General features: G+C 43.3%; 27 protein-coding genes, 1 pseudogene and 1 riboswitch. Of the genes and pseudogenes, 24 read left to right on the top strand and 4 right to left on the bottom strand.

Annotated elements, in window-relative coordinates; translation table 11 throughout:
• The first annotated feature begins 4 nt into the window (after positions 1-4).
• The 3 genes from spoVAEA to lysA all read left to right on the top strand — a co-directional run bounded on the left by spoVAEA (position 5) and on the right by lysA (position 3,473).
• The gene (gene spoVAEA, locus NYE20_RS12870; protein ID WP_003230469.1) at positions 5-616 is read left to right on the top strand and encodes a stage V sporulation protein SpoVABEA; all 612 of its coding nucleotides are present in this window, start codon (positions 5-7) and stop codon (positions 614-616) included.
• Positions 567-2,048, top strand: a complete 1,482-nt coding sequence (gene spoVAF, locus NYE20_RS12865) for a spore germination protein SpoVAF (protein ID WP_003230471.1) — start codon at positions 567-569, stop codon at positions 2,046-2,048. The genes spoVAEA and spoVAF overlap by 50 nt, the downstream gene beginning before the upstream one ends.
• 105 nt (positions 2,049-2,153) lie before the next feature.
• Entirely contained in the window at positions 2,154-3,473 is a 1,320-nt protein-coding gene (gene lysA / locus NYE20_RS12860; protein ID WP_004398851.1) for a diaminopimelate decarboxylase, read from the top strand.
• A gap of 29 nt (positions 3,474-3,502) precedes the next feature.
• Here the strand turns inward: lysA and NYE20_RS12855 are convergent, their stop codons facing one another.
• Entirely contained in the window at positions 3,503-4,375 is an 873-nt protein-coding gene (locus tag NYE20_RS12855) for a DUF1002 domain-containing protein (protein WP_021479957.1), read from the bottom strand.
• Between the two features lie 256 nt (positions 4,376-4,631).
• Here NYE20_RS12855 and NYE20_RS12850 point away from each other — a divergent pair, with 256 nt between their 5' ends.
• Positions 4,632-5,063, top strand: coding sequence for a peptidylprolyl isomerase (locus NYE20_RS12850; protein ID WP_003223931.1), 432 nt, complete (start codon positions 4,632-4,634; stop codon positions 5,061-5,063).
• A gap of 135 nt (positions 5,064-5,198) precedes the next feature.
• Here NYE20_RS12850 and NYE20_RS12845 read toward each other — a convergent pair whose 3' ends face one another.
• On the bottom strand, positions 5,199-5,411 hold the full coding sequence (locus tag NYE20_RS12845) for a spore germination protein (RefSeq protein ID WP_003230479.1): 213 nt from the start codon (positions 5,409-5,411) through the stop codon (positions 5,199-5,201).
• A 163-nt stretch (positions 5,412-5,574) separates the two neighbouring features.
• Between NYE20_RS12845 and NYE20_RS12840 the strand changes: the two genes are divergently transcribed.
• Positions 5,575-5,781, top strand: coding sequence for a zinc ribbon domain-containing protein (locus tag NYE20_RS12840; RefSeq protein WP_021481576.1), 207 nt, complete (start codon positions 5,575-5,577; stop codon positions 5,779-5,781).
• On the opposite strand, the pseudogene NYE20_RS12835 reads toward NYE20_RS12840, so the two are convergent.
• Positions 5,724-5,959: pseudogene (locus NYE20_RS12835) on the bottom strand (hypothetical protein). The gene NYE20_RS12840 and the pseudogene NYE20_RS12835 sit on opposite strands and share 58 nt — an antisense overlap.
• A gap of 266 nt (positions 5,960-6,225) precedes the next feature.
• Between NYE20_RS12835 and lepB the strand changes: the two are divergent.
• The 7 genes from lepB to ribT all read left to right on the top strand — a co-directional run bounded on the left by lepB (position 6,226) and on the right by ribT (position 11,692).
• Positions 6,226-6,780, top strand: a complete 555-nt coding sequence (gene lepB, locus NYE20_RS12830; RefSeq protein WP_161621658.1) for a signal peptidase I — start codon at positions 6,226-6,228, stop codon at positions 6,778-6,780.
• A gap of 234 nt (positions 6,781-7,014) precedes the next feature.
• Positions 7,015-7,359 carry a hypothetical protein gene (locus NYE20_RS12825; protein ID WP_003230488.1) on the top strand — a complete coding sequence of 115 codons (345 nt, stop codon included), beginning with the start codon at positions 7,015-7,017 and terminating at the stop codon, positions 7,357-7,359.
• A gap of 120 nt (positions 7,360-7,479) precedes the next feature.
• Positions 7,480-7,624, top strand: a riboswitch (FMN riboswitch).
• 129 nt (positions 7,625-7,753) lie between these two features.
• Positions 7,754-8,839 (top strand): bifunctional diaminohydroxyphosphoribosylaminopyrimidine deaminase/5-amino-6-(5-phosphoribosylamino)uracil reductase RibD, encoded by a 1,086-nt coding sequence (ribD, locus tag NYE20_RS12820; protein ID WP_161621657.1) that lies wholly within the window; start codon positions 7,754-7,756, stop codon positions 8,837-8,839.
• Between the two features lie 10 nt (positions 8,840-8,849).
• Positions 8,850-9,497 (top strand): riboflavin synthase subunit alpha, encoded by a 648-nt coding sequence (ribE, locus tag NYE20_RS12815; protein ID WP_014480161.1) that lies wholly within the window; start codon positions 8,850-8,852, stop codon positions 9,495-9,497.
• A gap of 14 nt (positions 9,498-9,511) precedes the next feature.
• Positions 9,512-10,708: a bifunctional 3,4-dihydroxy-2-butanone-4-phosphate synthase/GTP cyclohydrolase II gene (locus NYE20_RS12810; RefSeq protein WP_339183141.1), complete on the top strand. Its 1,197-nt coding sequence runs from the start codon at positions 9,512-9,514 to the stop codon at positions 10,706-10,708.
• A 32-nt stretch (positions 10,709-10,740) separates the two neighbouring features.
• Entirely contained in the window at positions 10,741-11,205 is a 465-nt protein-coding gene (ribH, locus tag NYE20_RS12805) for a 6,7-dimethyl-8-ribityllumazine synthase (protein ID WP_003223915.1), read from the top strand.
• Between the two features lie 112 nt (positions 11,206-11,317).
• On the top strand, positions 11,318-11,692 hold the full coding sequence (ribT, locus tag NYE20_RS12800) for a GNAT family N-acetyltransferase RibT (protein ID WP_003223910.1): 375 nt from the start codon (positions 11,318-11,320) through the stop codon (positions 11,690-11,692).
• Between the two features lie 13 nt (positions 11,693-11,705).
• Here the strand turns inward: ribT and NYE20_RS12795 are convergent, their stop codons facing one another.
• On the bottom strand, positions 11,706-12,230 hold the full coding sequence (locus NYE20_RS12795; RefSeq protein ID WP_032726064.1) for a DUF309 domain-containing protein: 525 nt from the start codon (positions 12,228-12,230) through the stop codon (positions 11,706-11,708).
• Between the two features lie 280 nt (positions 12,231-12,510).
• On the opposite strand from NYE20_RS12795, the gene scpA reads away from it, so the two are divergent.
• From scpA to resE, 12 genes are all read left to right on the top strand, one after another.
• Positions 12,511-13,266, top strand: a complete 756-nt coding sequence (gene scpA, locus NYE20_RS12790; RefSeq protein WP_014477220.1) for a segregation/condensation protein A — start codon at positions 12,511-12,513, stop codon at positions 13,264-13,266.
• Positions 13,256-13,849, top strand: coding sequence for an SMC-Scp complex subunit ScpB (gene scpB / locus NYE20_RS12785; protein ID WP_003223904.1), 594 nt, complete (start codon positions 13,256-13,258; stop codon positions 13,847-13,849). The genes scpA and scpB overlap by 11 nt, the downstream gene beginning before the upstream one ends.
• A 54-nt stretch (positions 13,850-13,903) precedes the next feature.
• On the top strand, positions 13,904-14,443 hold the full coding sequence (locus tag NYE20_RS12780) for a YpuI family protein (protein WP_014477219.1): 540 nt from the start codon (positions 13,904-13,906) through the stop codon (positions 14,441-14,443).
• A gap of 122 nt (positions 14,444-14,565) precedes the next feature.
• Positions 14,566-15,714 carry a D-alanyl-D-alanine carboxypeptidase DacB gene (gene dacB / locus NYE20_RS12775; RefSeq protein WP_014480157.1) on the top strand — a complete coding sequence of 383 codons (1,149 nt, stop codon included), beginning with the start codon at positions 14,566-14,568 and terminating at the stop codon, positions 15,712-15,714.
• The gene (gene spmA / locus NYE20_RS12770; RefSeq protein WP_004398980.1) at positions 15,702-16,292 is read left to right on the top strand and encodes a spore maturation protein SpmA; all 591 of its coding nucleotides are present in this window, start codon (positions 15,702-15,704) and stop codon (positions 16,290-16,292) included. Before dacB ends, spmA begins: the two co-directional genes overlap by 13 nt.
• Positions 16,293-16,296: 4 nt before the next feature.
• Positions 16,297-16,833 carry a spore maturation protein SpmB gene (spmB, locus tag NYE20_RS12765; RefSeq protein WP_003230509.1) on the top strand — a complete coding sequence of 179 codons (537 nt, stop codon included), beginning with the start codon at positions 16,297-16,299 and terminating at the stop codon, positions 16,831-16,833.
• Between the two features lie 91 nt (positions 16,834-16,924).
• Positions 16,925-17,659: a 23S rRNA pseudouridine(2605) synthase RluB gene (gene rluB / locus NYE20_RS12760; RefSeq protein ID WP_004398815.1), complete on the top strand. Its 735-nt coding sequence runs from the start codon at positions 16,925-16,927 to the stop codon at positions 17,657-17,659.
• A 94-nt stretch (positions 17,660-17,753) separates the two neighbouring features.
• Positions 17,754-18,293: a thiol-disulfide oxidoreductase ResA gene (resA, locus tag NYE20_RS12755; RefSeq protein WP_014480156.1), complete on the top strand. Its 540-nt coding sequence runs from the start codon at positions 17,754-17,756 to the stop codon at positions 18,291-18,293.
• Positions 18,290-19,918 (top strand): cytochrome c biogenesis protein ResB, encoded by a 1,629-nt coding sequence (gene resB, locus NYE20_RS12750; RefSeq protein WP_038429221.1) that lies wholly within the window; start codon positions 18,290-18,292, stop codon positions 19,916-19,918. Before resA ends, resB begins: the two co-directional genes overlap by 4 nt.
• Before the next feature lie 19 nt (positions 19,919-19,937).
• Positions 19,938-21,113: a cytochrome c biogenesis protein ResC gene (resC, locus tag NYE20_RS12745; RefSeq protein WP_032726062.1), complete on the top strand. Its 1,176-nt coding sequence runs from the start codon at positions 19,938-19,940 to the stop codon at positions 21,111-21,113.
• 80 nt (positions 21,114-21,193) lie between these two features.
• The gene (resD, locus tag NYE20_RS12740) at positions 21,194-21,916 is read left to right on the top strand and encodes a DNA-binding response regulator ResD (protein WP_032726061.1); all 723 of its coding nucleotides are present in this window, start codon (positions 21,194-21,196) and stop codon (positions 21,914-21,916) included.
• A complete protein-coding gene (resE, locus tag NYE20_RS12735; RefSeq protein ID WP_021481567.1) occupies positions 21,913-23,682 on the top strand; it encodes a sensor histidine kinase ResE in 1,770 nt (589 codons plus the stop codon). The genes resD and resE overlap by 4 nt, the downstream gene beginning before the upstream one ends.
• Positions 23,683-23,801: the final 119 nt, after the last annotated feature.

Raw genomic sequence — 23,801 nt, 5'->3', positions numbered from 1 at the left:
CGACATGACGACAAAACGCAAGGTCATACTGGTAACAGACGGGGATGTTTATGCCGCTAAAACAATTGAATACGCCGCAAGCAAAGTGGGAGGTCGATGCATTTCACAATCAAAAGGGAATCCTTCCACCCGCAGCGGCGCCGAGCTTGTCAAGCTGATCGCCTCAGCACCGTATGATCCTGTATTTGTCATGTTTGACGACTCCGGCCTTCAAGGAGAGGGTCCGGGAGAAGCCGCTCTAACCTATGTCGCAACCCATCCGTCTATTGAAGTGCTCGGTGTGATTGCGGTCGCGTCAAAAACACATCAGGCTGAATGGACCAGGGTCGATGTAAGCATTGACCGCAATGGAGAAATAACTGAATACGGCGTCGATAAAGTCGGGGAAAGAGAATTTGATGACCACAGAATGAGTGGAGATACAGTCTATTGCCTTGATAAACTTGATCTCCCGCTTATTGTCGGTATCGGGGATATCGGCAAAATGGGCAGAAAAGACGATATCTCAAAAGGGTCGCCAATCACCATGAAAGCGGTCGAGTTTATTTTAGAAAGGAGCGGGTATCATGCCGGACCACAAGGAAGAGAAAATTCGGGTTTATCGGAATCCAGCTAAAAATGAAGAGTATTTCAAAAACCGTGTTGGGATGGGGACGAGCTATGATGTAGGTGTTCGCAAACTCACGATTTTAGATAAAGAGATCCAGCTTTACTATCTAAATGGATTATGCGATACAGCCTATATTATTCATTTAATGAGAGAGCTTGTTGCCATTAACAATCGGAAAGAAGACCCTGATGAGCTGGTCGACATCGTCGAAAACAGGCTGCTTAACGCCCAGGTCGAAAAAGTAAAAACCTTGGATGAAACCACCGACCAAGTGCTGTCCGGGCTCGTCGCTGTCATTGTTGAAGGTGCAGGCTTCGCATTTATAATTGACGTCAGAAGCTATCCGGGCAGAAACCCGGAAGAACCTGATACGGAAAAGGTAGTCAGAGGAGCCAGAGACGGATTTGTTGAAAATATCGTCGTCAATACGGCCCTTCTCAGAAGGCGGATCAGAGACGAGCGCCTTCGAGTCAAGATGACTAAAGTTGGCGAGCGGTCAAAGACGGATTTAAGCATTTGTTATATAGAAGATATAGCTGATCCGGATCTGGTTGAGATCGTAGAAAAAGAAATTGCATCCATTGATGTCGATGGATTAACAATGGCAGACAAAACTGTCGAGGAATTCATTGTTAATCAAAGCTATAATCCTTTTCCGCTCGTGCGCTATACAGAAAGACCGGATGTGGCCGCAAATCATGTTCTAGAAGGCCATGTTATCATTATAGTGGACACATCGCCGAGTGTGATCATTACCCCGACGACTTTATTTCACCATGTGCAGCATGCTGAAGAATATAGGCAGGCGCCTTCAGTCGGGACCTTTTTAAGATGGGTAAGATTTTTCGGTATTCTTGCTTCTACTTTATTTCTTCCGATCTGGTTTCTCTTTGTGCTTCAGCCTGATCTGCTCCCGGACAATATGAAATTTATCGGTTTAAATAAAGATACGCATATCCCGATCATCCTGCAGATATTTTTAGCTGACTTAGGAATCGAGTTTCTCAGAATGGCTGCCATTCACACCCCGACGGCTTTATCGACAGCAATGGGTTTAATTGCCGCTGTTCTGATCGGGCAGATTGCGATTGAAGTCGGCCTTTTTTCGCCTGAGGTGATTCTGTACGTCTCACTTGCGGCGATTGGAACCTTTACGACGCCTAGTTATGAATTAAGCTTGGCAAACAAAATGAGCCGTCTTGTCCTCATGATACTCGTTGCCTTATTTCATATAAAAGGGCTCGTCATCGGATTTACAGTGCTAATTATTGCCATGGCAAGCATCAAATCCCTTCAGACACCGTACTTATGGCCGCTGATTCCCTTTAACGGAAAGGCGCTGTGGCAGGTTCTTGTCCGTACAGCGAAACCTGGCGCAAAAGTAAGACCCAGTATCGTTCACCCCAAAAATCGTTTAAGACAGCCTACCAATTCATAATCGCATTGAAACTGACTGAAGAGTATGATAATGTATGTCTTAATTATGAAGGGACAGTCCATAAAACTGTCCTTTCATTCATAAGCGGAGAAAGAGGGAATGACATTGTTCTTACACGGCACAAGCAGACAAAATCAACATGGTCATTTAGAAATCGGAGGTGTGGATGCTCTCTATTTAGCGGAGAAATATGGTACACCTCTTTACGTATATGATGTGGCTTTAATACGTGAGCGTGCTAAAAGCTTTAAGCAGGCGTTTATTTCTGCAGGGCTGAAAGCACAGGTGGCATATGCGAGTAAAGCATTCTCATCAGTCGCAATGATTCAGCTCGCTGAGGAAGAGGGACTTTCTTTAGATGTCGTATCCGGAGGAGAGCTATATACGGCTGTTGCGGCAGGCTTTCCGGCAGAACGCATCCACTTTCATGGGAACAATAAGAGCAGGGAAGAACTGCGGATGGCGCTTGAGCACCGCATCGGCTGCATTGTGGTGGATAATTTCTATGAAATTGCGCTTCTTGAAGACCTATGTAAAGAAACGGGTCACTCCATCGACGTTCTTCTTCGGATCACGCCCGGAGTAGAAGCGCATACGCATGACTACATTACAACGGGCCAGGAAGATTCAAAGTTTGGTTTCGATCTTCATAACGGACAAACTGAACGGGCCATTGAACAAGTATTACAATCGGAACACATTCAGTTGCTAGGTGTCCATTGCCATATCGGCTCGCAAATCTTTGATACGGCCGGTTTTGTGTTAGCAGCGGAAAAAATCTTCAAAAAACTAGACGAGTGGAGAGATTCATATTCATTTGTATCCAAGGTGCTGAACCTTGGAGGAGGTTTCGGCATTCGTTATACGGAAGATGATGAACCGCTTCATGCCACTGAATACGTTGAAAAAATTATTGAAGCTGTGAAAGAAAATGCTTCCCGTTACGGTTTTGACATCCCGGAAATTTGGATCGAACCGGGCCGTTCTCTCGTGGGAGACGCAGGCACAACCCTTTATACGGTTGGCTCTCAAAAAGAAGTGCCGGGTGTCCGCCAATATGTGGCTGTAGACGGAGGCATGAACGACAATATTCGTCCTGCGCTTTACCAAGCTAAATATGAAGCTGCGGCAGCCAACAGGATCGGAGAAGCGCATGACAAAACGGTATCAATTGCCGGAAAGTGCTGTGAAAGCGGAGATATGCTGATTTGGGATATTGACTTGCCGGAAGTAAAAGAAGGCGATCTTCTTGCCGTTTTTTGTACAGGCGCTTATGGATACAGCATGGCCAACAATTATAACCGTATTCCGAGACCCGCCGTTGTATTTGTCGAAAACGGTGAGGCTCATTTAGTCGTGAAGCGAGAAACATACGAAGATATTGTAAAACTTGATCTGCCATTTAAAACGGGTGTAAAGCAATAAAAGAAAGCGCCGATTTTTCGGCGCTTTTCTTATTTGAATATAGATACAATCGCATTCCAGATAGATACGAAGAAATCAATGACTTTCTGGATGAAGTTTTTGCCTTCATCTGATTCTATGAATTTCGTAATCTTATCTTTGGCTTTATCAAGCTGGTCACTGACTTGTCCCCAGTCAATGTCAGCATTTTTCATCTTATTGAATAGGGAGACAAGCTGATTCTTTTGGCTGTCAGTAAGTGTGACGTTTAAATCAGAAGCTGCGTCGTCCACTTGTTTTTCGATGTCAGCTTTATTATCAGGCACCCCGTTTTTAGCAAACTCTTCTTTGATTTTTGCAATCAGGGCTGATGCATTTTCGTTACCGATTTTGTCTCCAAGCTCTGATGTCGTGACAAGCTCTTGGTTGGCGACTTGTTTAACATCCTCCGAGATCGCTTCGTCTGAAGAAACTTCATACGCCTTAATCAATCCAGTTAAAGCCGCAGTCCCGGATACTTCAAACGGTGCTGTAACATACACCTTCGCATCTTTCACACCGGCTGTCATCAGTGCATTCAGGTACATTTCATCTGTGATGCCGCTGATATTATGGGTCTCAACATTCAATCCGGAGCCTTTTTTGGCAATGGTGATTGACGAAGAAGAAATCGCTCTCGACCCGATTTGCGCGTTTGATATATATTTTCCTAAATATTCATGTTCTTCTTTATTGGTCACGGTTACCGTTGTGGCATTATCAGGGACATTCATTTCATCAAGCACTTTTTGTTTGTCGGATTCTGACAAATCAGCACCCAGTGTTACAATGACATCTCCAACTGCGGCATCCGCGAGACTGACCTTCGGAACCGTCAGCAGCAAAACGGCCGCTGCCAGCATTCCAATCCAAATTTTCTTCAAAGCAGTTTGACCTCCTTCAATTTCACAAGCAGCTGGATAGTGCTGCTTTGTGAGGACCTGAATCATGAAAAATACAGTTCCGTTAGGTTAGACGGAGATAAAGAGATTCAGGTTTCATTTTTATTTTTTAGTAAAGCCCGGGAGATTCGTTTTCCCCCGAAAGGTGTGGTATAATAGCCGCGACAAGGAGAGACAGGCTATAACCTATCATACATAATCTCCTTTGAAAATTAAAATAAAGAAAGTAGGCATACAATTGAAAACAGGTTACTTTTTATTAGAAGACGGGAACAAAATTGAATTTGAACTTTATCCTGAAGCTGCACCTGGAACTGTTGCAAACTTTGAAAAGCTTGCAAACGAAGGCTTTTATGACGGGCTTACATTCCACCGAGTGATCCCTGGCTTCGTCAGCCAAGGCGGATGCCCGCACGGAACTGGTACTGGCGGCCCGGGATACACAATCAAATGTGAAACAGAAGGAAATCCGCATACACATGAGGCGGGCGCACTTTCTATGGCACATGCCGGAAAAGACACTGGCGGCAGCCAATTTTTCATCGTTCATGAGCCACAGCCTCATTTGAACGGTGTTCACACTGTATTTGGTAAAGTAACAAGCGGATTAGAATTCGCGAAAAACATGTCTAATGGCGACGTCATGAAAGAAGTTCGTGTAGAAGGCTAATCGGCAGGCAAAAGGCTTCCTCTTAGAGAGGAAGCTTTTTTTATTGGCCAAAAATGTTCAATAAAAAACCGCCGAATGCTGATGGCGGTTGGCAAAACCAGGTGTTTAGTTAGTGACCCCCGTGTATTGAATACATTAAAAAGTTTTGGTGACGTTCTGATCAGTAAATTGATGATTAATCATTTTAGCCTTGCTTACAAAGTTATTTTCAAAGACAATTCCTGTGTTTAAACCTCCGGAGCCAAACACAGATTTGGACAAAGTTAAAGGCCTGATCATAAAAGCGCCGCCTACGTTAATTACGCTGTTCCCGGAAACGTTGTTTATATTAATAGGATAATCAATCATACTATCAAGTCTCCTTTCATATCATTCTATTTTTTATATGTATTAGTGCTAGAGTTGATTAGCGTAAACTTAATGGCAAAAATATTTAGGAGATGCCTGTTCATTGGTGTTTTGTGGTAAAATAAATCAAATAAACGTGATGTAATGAAAAGGAGATCGCGATATGGACAACAAAGGCTGTAGAAAATGCGGCAGTACTGAAGCAGGACAAAAAGAAATAGCCACAACCGGCACGGGATTATCAAAGCTGTTTGACGTGCAGCATAACCGATTTCTAGTGGTTTACTGTAAGAACTGCGGATATTCAGAGTTTTATAATAAAGAGTCTTCAACTGCTGGGAATATATTCGATTTATTTTTTGGAGGCTGATCCATGTTTTCGAGCTTGAATGATTTTAAACCTATTATGAAAGCAAAAACGGATGCGGTTACACCTGTGAAATAGGTTGCCGCCAACATTCCAGTAACCTTTATGACGTGAATTGTTTTTTGTCAAGTGCCATGGGTATCATGGACTGAGAGATCAATGGAATGCAGTAAATGAACAAACTGTTCGTAACCTCATGCCTTATATACGATCTAAAGATTTAGCATATAAGAACTCTCTTTCTTCTGAGTCCATCGCTTCTGAATTATGCGATTCATTTCTTTCAATATTTGCAGGCTTAGTTATGATCGACAAGAAAAAATAGGCATGATGTGGGTAGAAGATGAAGATTAACAGTTTGTAAAATCACTTCAATGGTCCTAATGGGATTTTTTTTCGATTCGTGATAACATAAATTGAAGACCGTTGTTTATTGGAGGAAATCAGTTGAAATCAGAAAATGTTTCGAAGAAAAAATCAATATTAGAATGGGCAAAAGCAATTGTGATTGCTGTCGTTCTTGCTTTGCTCATCCGCAACTTTATTTTTGCGCCGTATGTCGTTGATGGTGACTCTATGTATCCTACACTTCACAACCGTGAAAGGGTCTTTGTCAATATGACAGTCAAATACATCGGCGAGTTTGATAGAGGAGACATCGTCGTGTTAAACGGAGATGATGTTCACTATGTTAAACGTATTATCGGCCTTCCCGGCGATACGGTTGAGATGAAAAATGACCAGCTCTATATCAACGGGAAAAAGGTGGACGAACCTTATTTGGCGGCTAATAAAAAGAGAGCGAAACAGGACGGTTTTGACCATTTGACCGATGATTTCGGCCCGGTTAAAGTGCCTGATAACAAGTATTTTGTGATGGGTGACAATCGTCGGAATTCCATGGACAGCCGTAACGGACTTGGCCTCTTCACGAAAAAACAAATTGCGGGTACGTCAAAGTTTGTTTTCTACCCGTTTAACGAAATCCGCAAAACAAATTAGGATCAAGCAGTTTCCCATTGGGGCTGCTTTTTTTATATCTTTTTTACGGTCATCCCCTAAAAACAGAACATAAATTCGTATATCTATAGAAAAGAAATTTTTGCAGAAATGTGAAACATATTCCCGTTATGCATCGTTATATTAATAATTTACGAGAATTTACGGTTTTTTATTCATGAAAAAAAGGAATAACTCATATGAATGAATAGATTCATATTGGCTGGAGGTTTAGAAATGGGAAGAATAAAAACCAAGATTACCATTCTGTTAGTGCTTTTGCTTTTACTTGCAGGCGGTTATATGTACATAAATGATGTTGAGCTGAAGGATGTTCCGACAGCAATTGGACAAACCTTGTCCTCGGAAGAAGAGGAATACACCATCCAGGAATATAAAGTGACGAAAATTGACGGCTCAGAGTATCATGGAGTAGCAGAAAACGGAACGAAAATCATCTTCAACGGAAAAAAATTAAATCAGGATTTATCTGATATAAAAGAAGGTGACAAGATTAAGGCTTACTTCAGCAAATCAAAGCGGATCGACGGATTAATCAAGGTTGCAAAAGTGAATGATTAACAAAACATCACCTTTCGGATCGAAGGGTGATGTTTTGTTTTTCTCAAATTGTAAGTTTATTTCATTGCGTACTTTAAAAAGGATCGCTATAATAGCCAATAAGGACAAATGAATAAAGATTGTATCCTTCGGGGCAGGGTGGAAATCCCGACCGGCGGTAGTAAAGCACATTTGCTTTAGAGCCCGTGACCCGTGTGCATAAGCACGCGGTGGATTCAGTTTAAGCTGAAGCCGACAGTGAAAGTCTGGATGGGAGAAGGATGATGAACCGCTATGCAAATGGTTCAAAAATGCATAGTGTTATTTCCTATTGCGTAAAATACCTAAAGCCCCGAATTTTTTATAAATTCGGGGCTTTTTTGACGGTAAATAACAAAAGAGGGGAGGGAAACAAATGGAAGAGTATTATATGAAGCTGGCATTAGATCTTGCGAAGCAGGGCGAAGGACAGACCGAATCCAATCCGCTTGTCGGCGCTGTTGTCGTAAAGGACGGACAAATTGTCGGAATGGGCGCCCATTTAAAATATGGGGAAGCTCATGCAGAAGTTCATGCCATCCATATTGCTGGAGCACATGCAGAGGGTGCCGACATTTACGTTACACTCGAACCGTGCAGCCATTACGGAAAAACACCGCCATGTGCAGAATTGATTATCAACTCTGGCATCAAAAGAGTGTTTGTGGCGATGAGAGATCCTAATCCGCTTGTGGCTGGAAGAGGGATCAGCATGATGAAAGAAGCCGGCATTGAGGTAAGGGAAGGCATCCTGGCAGACCAGGCGGAGAGGCTGAATGAAAAATTTCTGCACTTTATGAGGACAGGCCTTCCGTACGTCACGCTAAAAGCGGCTGCCAGCCTTGACGGCAAGATAGCTACCAGCAAGGGTGACAGCAAATGGATCACGTCAGAGGCTGCAAGACAGGATGCTCAGCAATACAGGAAAACACACCAAAGCATTTTAGTCGGAGTTGGCACAGTGAAAGCCGACAATCCGAGCTTAACCTGCAGACTGCCGAATGTAACAAAACAGCCGGTTCGGGTCATACTTGATACCGTACTCTCGATTCCTGAGGACGCTAAAGTGATTTGCGATCAAATAGCGCCGACATGGATTTTTACGACGGCACGCGCAGACGAGGAAAAGAAAAAACGGCTTTCAGCTTTCGGAGTGAACATATTTACACTTGAAACCGAGCGCATTCAAATTTCCGATGTTTTGAAGATCCTAGCGGAAGAAGGCATCATGTCGGTGTATGTGGAAGGCGGTTCAGCTGTTCACGGAAGCTTTGTCAAAGAAGGCTGTTTTCAAGAAATCATCTTCTATTTTGCCCCTAAACTAATCGGAGGAACGCATGCTCCCAGCTTAATCTCCGGTGAAGGTTTTCAATCAATGAAAGATGTCCCCTTATTACAATTCACTGATATAACCCAAATCGGCCGTGATATCAAACTGACGGCAAAACCGACAAAGGAATAGGATGGTGACCATGTTTACAGGAATTATCGAAGAAACAGGCACAATCGAATCCATGAAAAAAGCAGGGCATTCAATGGCCTTAACAATTAAATGCTCAAAGATTTTAGAGGATGTTCATCTTGGCGACAGCATTGCAGTGAACGGCATTTGTCTGACTGTCACTGATTTTACAAAAAATCAATTCACAGTGGATGTTATGCCTGAAACAGTCAAAGCTACGTCACTGAATGATTTAACAAAAGGAAGCAAAGTAAATCTGGAAAGAGCAATGGCGGCAAACGGCCGTTTCGGAGGCCATTTCGTCTCAGGCCATGTCGACGGAACTGCGGAAATCACACGAATTGAAGAGAAAAGCAACGCAGTTTACTATGATTTAAAAATGGACCCGTCATTAACAAAAACATTGGTTTTAAAGGGATCAATTACTGTGGATGGCGTGAGCTTAACCATATTCGGCCTGACAGAAGACACAGTGACGATCTCCTTAATACCGCATACAATCAGCGAAACGATCTTTTCAGAAAAAACGATCGGCTCTAAAGTGAATATCGAATGCGATATGATCGGAAAATATATGTATCGATTTTTGCATAAAGCCAATGAAAATAAGACCCAACAAACCATTACAAAAGCCTTCTTAAGCGAAAACGGCTTTTAGAGAGGAAGATTTGCATGTTTCATCCGATAGAAGAAGCACTGGACGCTTTAAAAAAAGGCGAAGTCATCATCGTTGTAGATGATGAAGACAGAGAAAATGAAGGAGACTTTGTGGCTCTTGCCGAGCATGCAACGCCGGAAGTCATTAACTTTATGGCGACACATGGGAGAGGACTGATCTGCACGCCGCTCAGTGAGGAAATCGCAGACAGGCTTGATCTTCACCCTATGGTGGAGCATAATACAGATTCTCACCATACTGCATTTACCGTAAGCATAGACCATCGTGAAACGAAAACAGGTATCAGCGCTCAAGAAAGATCTTTTACCGTTCGAGCATTGCTGGACAGCACATCCGTGCCATCTGATTTTCAGCGTCCGGGGCACATTTTTCCGCTGATTGCGAAAAAAGGAGGTGTCCTGAAAAGAGCGGGCCATACAGAAGCTGCTGTTGATCTTGCTGAAGCCTGCGGATCTCCAGGAGCCGGCGTCATTTGTGAAATTATGAATGAAGACGGAACGATGGCGAGAGTGCCTGAGCTCATTGAAATTGCGAAAAAGCATCAATTAAAAATGATCACCATTAAGGATTTGATTCAATACCGTTACAATCTGACAACACTCGTCGAGCGTGAAGTTGACATTACGCTGCCTACTGATTTTGGGACATTTAAGGTTTATGGATACACAAATGAGGTAGATGGAAAAGAGCATGTCGCATTTGTGATGGGAGATGTGCCGTTCGGAGAAGAACCGGTATTGGTCCGGGTACATTCAGAATGTCTCACAGGTGACGTGTTTGGCTCTCATCGCTGTGATTGTGGACCGCAGCTGCACGCCGCGCTGAACCAAATTGTCGCAGAAGGCCGTGGAGTGCTTCTGTACTTGCGCCAAGAAGGACGAGGCATCGGTTTAATCAATAAATTAAAAGCTTATAAGCTTCAGGAACAAGGTTATGACACCGTAGAAGCCAATGAGGCGCTTGGATTCTTGCCGGATCTTCGCAACTATGGCATCGGAGCACAAATTTTACGCGACCTCGGTGTCCGGAATATGAAGCTTTTGACGAATAATCCGCGAAAAATCGCAGGCCTTGAAGGCTACGGACTCAGTATTTCAGAAAGAGTGCCGCTTCAAATGGAGGCGAAAGAACACAATAAAAAATATTTGCAAACCAAAATGAACAAGCTAGGTCATTTACTTCATTTCTAATCACAAATATCACAAAAAAGGATGGGAATCATATGAATATCATACAAGGAAATTTAGTTGGTACAGGTCTTAAAATCGGAATCGTAGTAGGAAGATTTAATGATTTTATTACGAGCAAGCTGCTGAGCGGAGCAGAAGATGCGCTGCTCAGACATGGCGTAGACACAAATGACATTGATGTGGCTTGGGTTCCAGGCGCATTTGAAATACCGTTTGCTGCGAAAAAAATGGCGGAAACAAAAAAATATGATGCTATTATCACATTGGGCACTGTCATCAGAGGCGCTACGACGCATTACGATTATGTCTGCAATGAAGCTGCAAAAGGCATCGCGCAAGCAGCAAACACTACTGGTGTACCTGTCATCTTTGGAATTGTAACAACTGAAAACATCGAACAGGCCATCGAGCGTGCGGGCACAAAAGCGGGCAACAAAGGTGTAGATTGTGCTGTTTCTGCCATTGAAATGGCAAATTTAAACCGCTCATTTGAATAATTTGCTGAAAACAGTTTAAAAATATGGCGAAAATGATATAATGTGAGAAAACGGATCACCTATTCGTATCCGTTAATAGCAGACTGGACATTTTGGATATAGAGGGGTTTTTATGTTAATTCGTTATAAAAAATCGTTTGAAAAGATTGCGATGGGGCTTCTTTCGTTTATGCCGAATGAAAAAGACCTTAAGCAGCTTCAGCAGACAATTAAGGACTACGAAACGGATACAGACCGCCAGCTCTTTCTTTGGAAAGAGGACGAGGATATCGTCGGAGCAATCGGAGTCGAAAAAAAGGATTCTGAGGTTGAGATCCGGCATATCAGTGTGAATCCTTCTCATCGCCATCAAGGAATCGGAAAACAGATGATGGATGCTTTAAAGCATTTATTCAAAACGCAAGTACTGGTTCCAAATGAATTAACGCAGAGCTTTTTCGAACGTTGTCAAGGTCAGCAGGATCAAGACATTTCATACAATAATTAAGCAGAGGCTGTAATCAGCCTCTGCTTTTTTTTCTGCGTTCTATTTCTTTTTCACGTTCACGGATGACGTCAGTCCGATCCCGCAAACGGTGTTTGTCGATAAGAAATATGTTCCTGAGTGCACTGGGCTGCCCCCATGTATACTTTTTTTTCCTGCATTCGATCCTGCATGCTTCCTCCAGTTTCTCATCTTTGATTGGCAGCATAATGCTTTTATAGGCAGAGCCCGTCTCGATTTGTTCGTAAACCGATTGCATAAGTTCGAGCAAACGGCCATGATCAAGCCCTAAGTCTTCGACTGCCCGGTGTTCTGCTTGAAGAATCCGGATGCTGTTCGCCATCAGTCTTTTTGCCCCGGCTGTATTCTGCCTTCTGTGATGATATAAAGCCACTGCAAGCTGAATAAAGCCCACCCAATAGCGTTTTCGTTTCTTTGGCGGATCTTCCTTCCAATATTCTTCTAATATTTCATGGCATTCAAAATAATCCCGTGTCGCGTGAAACTCAACGAGATAATCTATATAAGCTTTCGGATACAAGGTGTTTCCTCCTTTAATGTGCTTTTAGTGTACCATAGAAGGGATAAAAGGAAAAAAGAACGCTCGGCCTCTATTGCTTTTTAGAAAGGAAAACCAGAAGCTAAGGCTTTTTCTCCCGCTTCTGCGCTCCGAGCAAACACCTCTCGTGTTTTGAATATTCTGTACAAACTTGTTCAAAACAGGAAATGAAATAGTATTGGACGAGAGCTTTTTGGTGGCTTATACTATAGGGTAGCCAGTTTTTCCGGCAATGAGAGTGATACTTGAAAATGGTGAGATGATGGAAGAATATCAAGTGAAAATTGATACGTTTGAGGGCCCATTGGACCTGCTGCTTCATTTAATCAATCGTCTTGAAATTGACATATATGATATACCTGTGGCGAAGATCACTGAACAATATTTATTATATGTACATACGATGCGTGTGCTTGAGCTCGATATGGCCAGCGAGTATTTGGTTATGGCTGCCACGCTGCTCAGCATTAAAAGCAGAATGCTGCTCCCGAAGCAAGAGGAGGAGCTTTTTGAAGATGAATTACTTGAAGAAGAAGATCCGCGGGAGGAACTGATTGAAAAGCTGATTGAGTATCGAAAATATAAAGATGCGGCGAAGGATTTAAAAGAACGGGAAGAAGAAAGACAAAAATCGTTCACGAAACCGCCGAGTGATTTGAGTGAATATGCAAAAGAAGTAAAACAGTCTGAGCAAAAGCTCTCTGTCACGGTCTATGATATGATCGGAGCTTTTCAAAAAGTGCTGAAACGCAAAAAAATAAACAGGCCGATGGAAACAACAATTACAAGACAGGACATACCAATCGAAGCCAGAATGAACGAAATCGTGCACAGCTTGAAATCTAGAGGAACGAGAATCAACTTTATGGATCTGTTTCCATATGAGCAAAAAGAACATTTAGTAGTGACCTTTCTAGCTGTTCTCGAGCTGATGAAAAATCAGCTGGTCCTCATTGAACAGGAGCACAATTTTTCAGATATTTACATTACGGGGAGTGAATCCATTCATGGGGCTTGATATCGTGAATTGGAAAGCTATTGTAGAAGCCCTTCTTTATGCTGCAGGCGATGAAGGGCTTACAAAAAAGCAGCTGTTAACAGTGCTTGAAATCGAAGAGCCTGAACTGAACACGATCATGGCGGATGTGGCGGACGAATACCGCGGAGATACACGAGGGATTGAACTTATTGAGTATGCAGATACGTACATGCTCTCTACCAAAAAAGACTTTGCGCCTTACTTGAAAAAACTGATTGAAGTGCCGTCAAAGGGCCTTTCTCAGGCATCTTTAGAAGTACTGGCCATTGTTTCATACAAACAGCCAATTACGAGAGCAGAAATTGAAGAAATCAGAGGAGTAAAATCAGAGCGGATTTTACACAGTCTTGTCGCGAAGGCGCTATTGTGTGAAGTAGGGCGTGCCGATGGTCCGGGGCGGGCCATTTTATACGGTACTACGCCGACTTTTCTTGAACAATTCGGTCTGAAAACGCTGGACGAGCTTCCGCCGCTGCCTGAAAATGCGGAAGAAGACGTTCTTCAAGAAGAAGCAGATTTATTTTTTGAAAACTTTAACCAAACCTTCGAAGATATAAAATAGAAGTTTAATGAATCGCGCTTTTTCATCATCATAAGATATAAGGAAGAAGCTATCATGAAAGAAGCAAAATGTGAGAGACAAAGACATGAGGGGAAGATACCAAACGAAATGGGACATTCGATTGTGCGAGCGCAGACTCAAAAAACAGGCGAATTCTTATCAATGGTTGTCAATACCGTGAACGATTACCTAAATCAAACGACGCTTGAGTCCTTACAGGCTGAATTGCCTATTGAAAAAGGATACTGCTGTGATGTGCTGAGCACTCTGAGAAGAATGGCAGTATTTTGTGAAGGAGGCGCAGAAGCGTGCCGCCGTCTCCTGATGCAGGAGCCTTTTCAGGAAGCCAGAGCGGAAAAAACACTTTATAATGTGTATCACCAATGCATTGAAGAGTTCTTTATGCCGAAAAAAGACACGTGGTGTGAAAATAGCCGGGCGTCTTATACCGGGGTCAGCGCAATTGAGTTTTATCATGCTGTTCCTGCGTCGCTTGAGCAATTATTATTGCCGTTGAGCGCGGCCTTTCTGAAGATGAGGGAAGAGCTGGCTCATTACGAAGCGTCCGGATCAAGCATGGCGCCAATCAGATAACGTTTACTCTCCCTTTTTCAGGGAGAGTTTTTTTATGTTTGCTTCCAGAAATATAATTGTTATTCATAACTGATGGACATGCGCATAAACTTGTACAAACCACCACAAGGACGTGAGCAAACATGCGCATTTTCAAAAAAGCAGTATTCGTGATCATGATTTCTTTTCTTATTGCAACCGTAAATGTGAATACAGCACATGCTGCTATAGATGTCAGTGCAAAAAGCGCGATCATTATTGACGGTGCGTCAGGCAGAGTGTTATATGCCAAGGATGAGCATCAAAAAAGGCGGATCGCGAGCATCACAAAAATTATGACCGCCGTCCTCGCCATCGAATCCGGCAAAATGGATCAAACGGTGACGGTTTCGGCAAATGCTGTCAGAACAGAAGGCTCCGCCATTTATTTAACAGAAGGTCAAAAAGTGAAGCTAAAAGATCTTGTGTATGGCCTGATGCTAAGATCAGGAAACGACGCCGCTGTCGCGATTGCTGAGCATGTCGGTGGGAGCCTCGATGGGTTTGTTTATATGATGAATCAAAAAGCCGAGCAGCTTGGTATGAAAAACACCCGTTTTCAAAACCCGCACGGATTGGACGACCATGAAAATCATTATTCAACAGCCTATGACATGGCCATTTTAACTAAGTATGCTATGAAGCTGAAAGACTATCAAAAGATTTCAGGCACAAAAATATACAAAGCGGAAACGATGGAAAGCGTATGGAAAAACAAAAATAAACTGCTGACCATGCTATATCCGTACAGCACAGGAGGAAAAACAGGCTATACAAAACTTGCAAAACGGACACTGGTCTCTACGGCTTCAAAGGACGGCATTGACCTGATAGCCGTCACCATTAATGACCCTAATGATTGGGATGACCATATGAAGATGTTTAACTATGTGTTTGAGCATTATCAAACCTATTTAATTGCAAAAAAAGGGGATATTCCAAAGCTGAAAGGCACATTTTATGAATCGAAGGCTTTTATCAAACGTGATATCACCTATTTGCTGACTGAAGAGGAAAAAGAAGATGTGAAAATTAATACCACACTGCTCAAGCCGAAAAAAGCATGGGAAAAAGATGCCTCGAAAATCCCTGACATCGTAGGGCACATGGAGATCATGTTCAACGATGCAACCATCGCAAAAGTGCCGATCTATTATGAAAATGAGCGGCATCAAAAACCGAAGAAACAATTTTTTGAAACGTTTAAATCAATCTTTCTGAATGCGGCAGGCGGAGCAAAATGGTCAATATAATTTGGGTCAGTTTAACCGTGATCGGACTCGTTTTTGCGATGTGCAACGGAACTCTGCAAGATGTAAATGAAGCCGTGTTTAAGGGTGCGAAAGAAGCGATTACGATTTCATTTGGATTGATGAGCGTGCTTGTTTTCTGGCTTGGCTTAATGAAAATCGCCGAGCAGTCAGGTCTTTTGGATATTTTCAGCCGGATGTGCAGGCCTTTTATATCTAAACTGTTCCCTGATATACCGCCGGATCACCCGGCGATGGGCTATATTTTATCTAATCTTATGGCGAATTTCTTCGGCCTCGGAAATGCAGCAACTCCGCTTGGCATTAAAGCAATGGAACAAATGAAAAAGCTGAATGGAAACCGATCGGAAGCAAGCCGGTCAATGATTACTTTTTTAGCTGTTAATACGTCCTGCATCACACTCATCCCGACAACGGTGATCGCTGTCCGAATGGCTTATTCCTCCAAAACGCCGACAGATATCGTCGGGCCAAGCATTTTGGCAACGCTTATTTCCGGAATCGGTGCCATTATCATTGATCGGTATTTTTATTATCGCCGCAAAAAGAAGGGAAGGTGAGCGGATGGAAATCATCAACTGGCTGTCTTTAGCCATGATTCCAATCATTATTGCCGGAATTCTTCTTTATGGAACGATCAAAAAGGTTCCAACATATGAATCGTTTGTCGAAGGCGGGAAAGAGGGGATAGAAATTGCCTTTTCCATTATCCCCTATTTAGTCGGAATGCTTGTCGCTATAACTGTTTTCAGATCATCAGGCGCGCTTGATTTTATAATGGATCTTTTAAAACCGGCTTTCTCCGCTATCGGCATCCCTGCTGAAGTAGTGCCGCTTGCTCTGATCCGCCCGATCTCCGGTACGGCCGCTCTCGGAATGACGACCGATTTAATTGCAGTATACGGGCCCGATTCCTTTATCGGCAGGCTGGCTTCCGTCATGCAGGGATCTACAGATACAACGCTTTACGTACTGACTGTGTATTTCGGAGCAGTCGGCATTAAAAAAATGGGTGATGCATTAAAGGTGGGACTTCTTGCAGATTTAATCGGCGTAGTTGCATCTATCATCATCGTTACGTTATTATTTGGGAGCGCCTGAAAACGGCGTTTTTTTTAGATTTGGCATAGGAATTTGAAAAAGCTTGTTTGTTAAGGTTGAAAAAAGTAAGATAATACTTGAGGTGAAAGACATGGAAAGACTGCAAAAAGTGATTGCTCATGCCGGAGTTGCGTCGCGCAGAAAGGCAGAAGAGCTGATTAAAGAAGGAAAAGTAAAGGTGAATGGCAAAGTAGTAACAGAGCTAGGTGTTAAGGTCACCGGTTCTGATCAGATTGAGGTAAACGGGTTAAAGGTTGAACGCGAAGAGCCGGTTTACTTTCTCTTATATAAACCAAGAGGCGTTATTTCCGCAGCGCAAGATGATAAAGGACGCAAAGTGGTGACGGACTTTTTTAAAAATATTCCGCAGCGCATTTATCCGATTGGGCGTCTGGACTATGATACGAGCGGTCTTTTGCTTTTAACCAATGACGGCGAATTCGCCAATAAGCTGATGCACCCTAAGTATGAAATAGACAAAACATACGTGGCGAAGGTGAAAGGAATCCCGCCTAAAGAGCTGCTCAGAAAGCTGGAGCGCGGAATTAGGCTGGAAGAAGGCAAAACAGCGCCTGCTAAAGCGAAGCTGCTGTCCTTGGATAAGAAAAAGCAGACAAGCATTATTCAGCTGACGATCCATGAGGGACGCAACAGACAGGTGCGCCGCATGTTTGAAGCGATCGGACATGAGGTAATCAAGCTGAAGCGTGAGGAATACGCGTTTTTAAACCTGCGAGGCCTGCACACGGGCGATGCCAGAGAGCTTACGCCTCACGAAGTAAAAAGGCTCAGAGCACTGGCGGATCACGGTAAAAACGCTTTCTAAATTTCACATAACCTTCAAAAAGTAAGAAATGTGAAATGAACGTGCAATGATATAATTGAATGGATCTGCAATAGGGGGAAGGGGGCAGTGGACAATGAAGAAAAAAAGGCGTTTATTCATTCGGACCGGCATCCTTCTCGTTTTAATCTGCGCACTCGGCTATACCATTTACAATGCTGTATTTGCCGGCAAAGAGAGTATATCCGAAGGGTCCGACGCACCGAATTTTGTCCTTGAGGATACGAATGGGAAACGTATCGAGCTCAGTGACTTAAAAGGGAAAGGTGTTTTTTTGAATTTCTGGGGTACATGGTGTGAACCGTGCAAAAAAGAGTTTCCTTATATGGCAAACCAATATAAGCATTTTAAAAGCCAAGGTGTTGAAATTGTCGCTGTAAATGTTGGGGAGTCAAAGATAGCAGTACATAATTTTATGAAATCCTACGGAGTGAATTTCCCGGTTGTTCTGGATACAGATCGCCAAGTGCTTGATGCCTATGACGTATCTCCGCTTCCGACAACCTTTTTGATCAATCCGGAAGGAAAAGTTGTCAAGGTGGTGACCGGCACTATGACAGAAAGCATGATACACGAATATATGAATCTCATAAAACCCGGAGAGACTTCGGGATGAAGCAAGTCAAATGTGAATGCGGACATATAAACCCGGTCGGAACCGTTTTATGCGAATCGTGCGGAAGAGCTCTTCAGGAAACTCAACCTCCGCTCGCTGATATGAGATATGACGGAAGCGCAAGACGTTCGCAAACCTATAACAAAACGATCATCGATAAAATTTGGAATTTCTTTTCCTCGGTTAAGGTGGGAATATGGCTTATCGTCATAACCCTTGCCGCATCAGCGTTCGGCACCATTTTTCCCCAGGAAGCCTATCTGCCTCCGGGCGCACAGGCTGATACTTATTACAAGGAGCAGTACGGCACGTTCGGCCAGCTTTATTATTTGCTCGGGTTTCATCATTTATATGGTTCTTGGTGGTATTTGCTGCTCATTGCCTCGATCGGCATTTCACTCGTGATTTGCAGCCTTGATCGGGTCATTCCGTTGTACAGAGCGTTAAAAAACCAAGGCGTCAGAAGGAGCCCGGCTTTTTTAAGAAGGCAGCGCTTGTTCAGTGAAACAGTTACTGTACTGAACGGGGAATCGAAAGAAAAGATAGTTGCTCTATTAAAGAAAAAACATTATAGAATCAGAGAAAAAGAGGGCAGCATTCTTGCTGAAAAAGGACGCTTTTCCCGCTGGGGCCCGTATGTCAACCATATTGGATTGATCATCTTTTTGATTGGTGCGATGCTGAGATTTGTGCCTGGCATGTACGTCGATGAGACGCTTTGGGTCAGAGAAGGCGAAACCGCCGCAATTCCGGGTACAGACGGAAAATATTATTTGAAAAACAATCAATTCAGCGTAGAGACCTATAACAGCAAAACGGAAAAAAAGGTATTTGCAGATGCCATTGACAGAGTCGGGGACGGTAGAGTGGCAAAGAACTTTCAAACTGATGCCGTACTCTACAAGAGAGAAGGAAAAATTGTTTATGGCGAGAAGCCGAAGCTGAAAAAAGTAACAGAAGAAGACATCCGTGTCAATCAGCCGCTGCGTTTTGATTCTTTTTCCGTTTACCAGGTGGATTACAAAGAGAATCAGCTTGACCAAATGGTGTTCCAGCTGATTGATAAAAAAACAAAAAAATCCTTTGGGAGCCTGAAGATCAACCTTCTGGATCCAGATTCGGTCTATGATCTTGGCAACGGTTACAAGGTGGAAATCGCCAGCTACCTGCCTGACTTCTATTTTAATCAGGACGGAGAGCCGAGCACAAAAACAAAGATCCCTAACAATCCGGCTTTTGTCTTTAATATTATAACGCCGGACAAACCGAAAGGCGAAAAGAGCTTTGTCGCCATCCAAGAAACCATCGAAGGATCAGGCAATAATAAATACAAGCTGAAATTTGACCATGTCGAAACGAAAAACATTACTGGACTTACAGTCAGAAAGGATCTGACACTCTGGGTGCTTGCTGTCGGCGGAGCCATTTTTATGATCGGTGTTATTCAAGGTATGTACTGGCAGCATCGAAGAATTTGGCTGCACTCACAGGACGGTGCAGTTATGGTAGCGGGGCATACCAATAAAAACTGGTTTGGCCTGAAGAAGGATTTAGCATTTATATTGGCTGATTCCGGACTGACTGAACCGGTGGACCAAAAAGAATTAATCAAAACACAGAAATAGGCGAAAAGGGAGTGATGTCATGGCAGAGCTGAGCGGAAATTTTCTTTATGCGGCCTTTCTTGTGTATTTAATCGCTGTCCCGATCTTCGGCGGGGCCATACGCGGGAATAAAGATAAAAAGGGCAAGCCAAACCGATGGGCCAACATTGGAATCACCCTTTCTATTGTCGGTTTTTTCTGCCACCTTGGATATTTCATCACAAGGTGGGCTGCCAGCGGCCATGCGCCGGTCAGCAATATGTTTGAATTCACCACCGCTTTTGGCATGATGCTTGTTTTGGCGTTTATCATTCTTTATTTTCTCTATAGATTGCCTTCATTAGGCCTGTTTACGCTGTCAATTGCTTTATTGCTGATTGCCTACGCCAGCATGTTTCCGACAGATATCTCGCCTTTAATTCCTTCGCTCCAAAGCAACTGGCTGTATATTCATGTAACAACGGCCGCGCTTGGGCAAGCTATACTTGCCATCAGCTTTGTCGCTGGTGTCATCTTTCTTTTGAAGCATGTAGACCAGACAAAGCCAAGCAAAAAGACCTTCTGGCTTGAAGCGATTATGTTTATCCTGGTCACAACCGTCGCCTTTATTGCAATCACATCAGCATTTCGTCTTGCAGGCTATGAAGCGGAGTTTAACTGGGTGGACAAAAGTAAAGAAAAAAGCGTGATGGTGTACGAAATGCCCGCGCTTGTCGGTCCGCATCAGGGAGAGCTTTTGACCGAAGGAAGAATGGAACCGCTTGTTGATCTTCCCGCGCTTTTCTCAGGCAGAAAAGTGAACACTGTCATTTGGTCATTTGGAGCAGGTCTTGTGTTGTATGGGGCTCTCCGTCTGATCATCAGAAAAAGAATCAGCGCTCTATTACATCCGCTGGTGAAAAACGTCAATCTTGATCTGGTGGATGAGGTTGGGTACAGGGCCGTATCAATCGGATTTCCGATCTTTACACTCGGCGCGCTGATCTTTGCAATGATTTGGGCTCAGCTCGCGTGGACCAGATTTTGGGGCTGGGACCCTAAGGAAGTATGGGCGCTGATCACATTTTTGTTCTATGCCGCTTACTTGCATTTAAGACTGTCAAGAGGCTGGCACGGTGAGAAGTCAGCATGGCTGGCCGTAATCGGTTTTGCTATTATTATGTTTAATTTAATATTCGTAAATCTTGTGCTTGCCGGACTTCATTCTTATGCATAGTCCTTTGAAAGCGACACAGTTCTCAAACTTTCTCACGATTTGATAAAATGAAAGTAACAGAAGGAAAGCAGGGGGAAAACATGGACCAAACGAACGAAACAAAAATATTAGTAGTTGATGACGAAGCCAGAATTCGCCGCCTTTTAAGAATGTATCTTGAACGTGAAAATTATGCTATAGATGAAGCTGAAAATGGTGATGAAGCCATTACTAAAGGGCTTGAAGCCAATTATGACTTAATTTTGCTTGATCTGATGATGCCGGGGACTGATGGAATTGAAGTGTGCCGGCAAATTCGTGAAAAAAAAGCGACACCCATTATCATGCTGACCGCAAAAGGAGAAGAAGCAAACCGGGTGCAGGGGTTTGAAGCGGGAACAGATGATTATATTGTTAAGCCGTTCAGCCCGAGAGAAGTCGTGCTGCGTGTAAAGGCCCTTTTGAGAAGAGCATCCCAAACCTCTTATTTCAATGCCAATACACCGACGAAAAATGTGCTCGTGTTTTCACATCTGTCAATAGACCATGATGCTCACCGCGTAACAGCTGATGGAACAGAAGTGAGCCTGACGCCAAAAGAGTATGAGCTTCTATATTTCTTAGCGAAAACGCCTGACAAGGTGTATGATCGGGAAAAGCTTCTGAAAGAAGTGTGGCAATATGAGTTTTTTGGTGATTTACGCACAGTGGACACTCACGTCAAACGCTTGAGAGAGAAGCTGAACAAGGTATCTCCGGAAGCTGCGAAAAAAATTGTCACCGTATGGGGTGTAGGTTATAAATTTGAGGTCGGCGCTGAATGAAATTTTGGAAAAGCGTAGTAGGCAAGCTGTGGTTTACGATCCTTTCACTCGTCTTGATCGTATTGTTCATTTTAACGGTTCTTTTGCTGGAGTTTATTGAAAACTACCATGTGGAAGAAGCCGAGAATGATTTAACACAGCTTGCGAATAAAGTTGCTGTCATCCTAGAAAATCACGAGGACCAGGCACTGGCAAGGTCAATCACTTGGGAGCTCGCTGATAACTTAACAAGCATTGCCATCATCCAGGATGAGAAGAACCACTGGTATTCTCCGAATGATAAAAATCGCCTGTCGTCTATTACGGTTGAGCAAATACAGCATGACAAAGACTTAAATAAAGCTCTCAAAGACCATAAAAAAGTAAGCAAACGGACGGGACTGAGCGATACAGACACGGATAATGAACGCCTGATTGTAGGTGTCCCGTATGAAAAAGACGGAAAGAAAGGCATGGTCTTTTTATCCCAGTCTTTGCTTGCCGTTAAAGATACAACAAAACATACGACCCGCTATATTTTTCTTGCCGCTGGAATTGCAATTGTGCTGACCACATTTTTCGCATTCTTTTTATCAAGCAGGGTCACGTACCCTCTCCGAAAAATGAGAGAAGGCGCGCAGGATTTGGCGAAGGGCAAGTTCGATACAAAAATCCCGATTTTAACTCAGGATGAAATCGGTGAACTGGCGACCGCTTTTAATCAAATGGGCCGGCAGCTTAACTTTCATATCAATGCGCTCAATCAAGAAAAAGAGCAGCTTTCTAACATTTTGAGCAGTATGGCTGACGGGGTTATTACCATTAATATTGACGGTACGATTCTTGTGACCAACCCTCCGGCTGAACGTTTTCTTCAGGCTTGGTATTATGAACAGAACATGAATATCAAAGAAGGCGACAACCTTCCGCCTGAAGCAAAAGAGCTGTTTCAAAACGCTGTCAGCACTGAAAAAGAACAAATGATTGAGATGACGCTTCAAGGCAGATCATGGGTGCTTTTGATGTCGCCGCTTTATGCGGAATCGCACGTCAGAGGAGCGGTTGCCGTACTGCGTGACATGACAGAAGAACGCCGCCTTGATAAGCTGCGGGAGGACTTTATCGCAAATGTCAGTCATGAGCTGAGAACACCAATCTCCATGCTTCAGGGATACAGTGAAGCAATTGTCGATGACATTGCAAGCTCTGAAGAAGACCGGAAAGAAATTGCTCAAATCATTTATGACGAATCGCTCCGAATGGGCCGTTTAGTTAATGATTTGCTTGATTTAGCCCGAATGGAATCAGGCCATACAGGCTTACATTATGAAAAAATCAATGTGAATGAGTTTTTAGAAAAGATCATTCGGAAGTTTTCCGGTGTTGCGAAAGAAAAAAATATTGCTTTACATCATGACATTTCCCTCACAGAAGAGGAATTTATGTTTGATGAAGACAAGATGGAGCAGGTATTTACCAATTTGATCGATAACGCGTTGCGGCATACTTCATCCGGTGGCAGTGTCTCCATTTCAGTCCATTCTGTGAAGGATGGATTGAAAATTGATATCAAAGACTCCGGGTCCGGCATACCGGAAGAAGATCTGCCATTTATCTTTGAGCGGTTTTATAAGGCAGATAAAGCGCGGACAAGGGGCAGAGCAGGAACCGGGTTAGGGCTGGCTATCGTTAAAAATATCGTGGAAGCCCACAACGGATCAATTACTGTGCACAGCCGAATAGATAAAGGAACAACATTTACTTTTTATATTCCGACAAAACGGTAAAATCGAGTCTGAATTTGCCGAAGAATCTTGTTCCATAAGAAACACCCGCTGACTGAGCGGGTGTTTTTTTAATAGCCAACATTAATAAAATTTAAGGATATGTTAATATAAATTCCCTT

Origin of the sequence: Bacillus sp. FSL R5-0416, from assembly GCF_037975425.1 — a bacterium.
Classification (GTDB): Bacteria; Bacillota; Bacilli; order Bacillales; family Bacillaceae; genus Bacillus; species Bacillus subtilis.
The sequence above is the reverse complement of the archived record's forward strand: the minus strand, read 5'-3'. Positions and strand labels throughout refer to the sequence as shown.

What these genes read in the sequence shown, in the direction of transcription:
- scpB (WP_003223904.1), top strand. Translation starts at nt 13,256, where the DNA reads ATGGGGCTTGATATCGTGAATTGGAAAGCTATTGTAGAAGCCCTTCTT.
- scpA (WP_014477220.1), top strand. Translation starts at nt 12,511, where the DNA reads ATGGAAGAATATCAAGTGAAAATTGATACGTTTGAGGGCCCATTGGAC.
- ribD (WP_161621657.1), top strand. Translation starts at nt 7,754, where the DNA reads ATGGAAGAGTATTATATGAAGCTGGCATTAGATCTTGCGAAGCAGGGC.
- spmA (WP_004398980.1), top strand. Translation starts at nt 15,702, where the DNA reads ATGGTCAATATAATTTGGGTCAGTTTAACCGTGATCGGACTCGTTTTT.
- NYE20_RS12810 (WP_339183141.1), top strand. Translation starts at nt 9,512, where the DNA reads ATGTTTCATCCGATAGAAGAAGCACTGGACGCTTTAAAAAAAGGCGAA.
- ribE (WP_014480161.1), top strand. Translation starts at nt 8,850, where the DNA reads ATGTTTACAGGAATTATCGAAGAAACAGGCACAATCGAATCCATGAAA.
- rluB (WP_004398815.1), top strand. Translation starts at nt 16,925, where the DNA reads ATGGAAAGACTGCAAAAAGTGATTGCTCATGCCGGAGTTGCGTCGCGC.
- ribT (WP_003223910.1), top strand. Translation starts at nt 11,318, where the DNA reads ATGTTAATTCGTTATAAAAAATCGTTTGAAAAGATTGCGATGGGGCTT.
- resE (WP_021481567.1), top strand. Translation starts at nt 21,913, where the DNA reads ATGAAATTTTGGAAAAGCGTAGTAGGCAAGCTGTGGTTTACGATCCTT.
- resD (WP_032726061.1), top strand. Translation starts at nt 21,194, where the DNA reads ATGGACCAAACGAACGAAACAAAAATATTAGTAGTTGATGACGAAGCC.
- NYE20_RS12845 (WP_003230479.1), bottom strand. Translation starts at nt 5,411, where the DNA reads ATGATTGATTATCCTATTAATATAAACAACGTTTCCGGGAACAGCGTA.
- resC (WP_032726062.1), top strand. Translation starts at nt 19,938, where the DNA reads ATGGCAGAGCTGAGCGGAAATTTTCTTTATGCGGCCTTTCTTGTGTAT.
- NYE20_RS12825 (WP_003230488.1), top strand. Translation starts at nt 7,015, where the DNA reads ATGGGAAGAATAAAAACCAAGATTACCATTCTGTTAGTGCTTTTGCTT.
- spoVAF (WP_003230471.1), top strand. Translation starts at nt 567, where the DNA reads ATGCCGGACCACAAGGAAGAGAAAATTCGGGTTTATCGGAATCCAGCT.
- dacB (WP_014480157.1), top strand. Translation starts at nt 14,566, where the DNA reads ATGCGCATTTTCAAAAAAGCAGTATTCGTGATCATGATTTCTTTTCTT.
- NYE20_RS12840 (WP_021481576.1), top strand. Translation starts at nt 5,575, where the DNA reads ATGGACAACAAAGGCTGTAGAAAATGCGGCAGTACTGAAGCAGGACAA.
- ribH (WP_003223915.1), top strand. Translation starts at nt 10,741, where the DNA reads ATGAATATCATACAAGGAAATTTAGTTGGTACAGGTCTTAAAATCGGA.
- spoVAEA (WP_003230469.1), top strand. Translation starts at nt 5, where the DNA reads ATGACGACAAAACGCAAGGTCATACTGGTAACAGACGGGGATGTTTAT.
- spmB (WP_003230509.1), top strand. Translation starts at nt 16,297, where the DNA reads ATGGAAATCATCAACTGGCTGTCTTTAGCCATGATTCCAATCATTATT.
- resB (WP_038429221.1), top strand. Translation starts at nt 18,290, where the DNA reads ATGAAGCAAGTCAAATGTGAATGCGGACATATAAACCCGGTCGGAACC.
- NYE20_RS12780 (WP_014477219.1), top strand. Translation starts at nt 13,904, where the DNA reads ATGAAAGAAGCAAAATGTGAGAGACAAAGACATGAGGGGAAGATACCA.
- resA (WP_014480156.1), top strand. Translation starts at nt 17,754, where the DNA reads ATGAAGAAAAAAAGGCGTTTATTCATTCGGACCGGCATCCTTCTCGTT.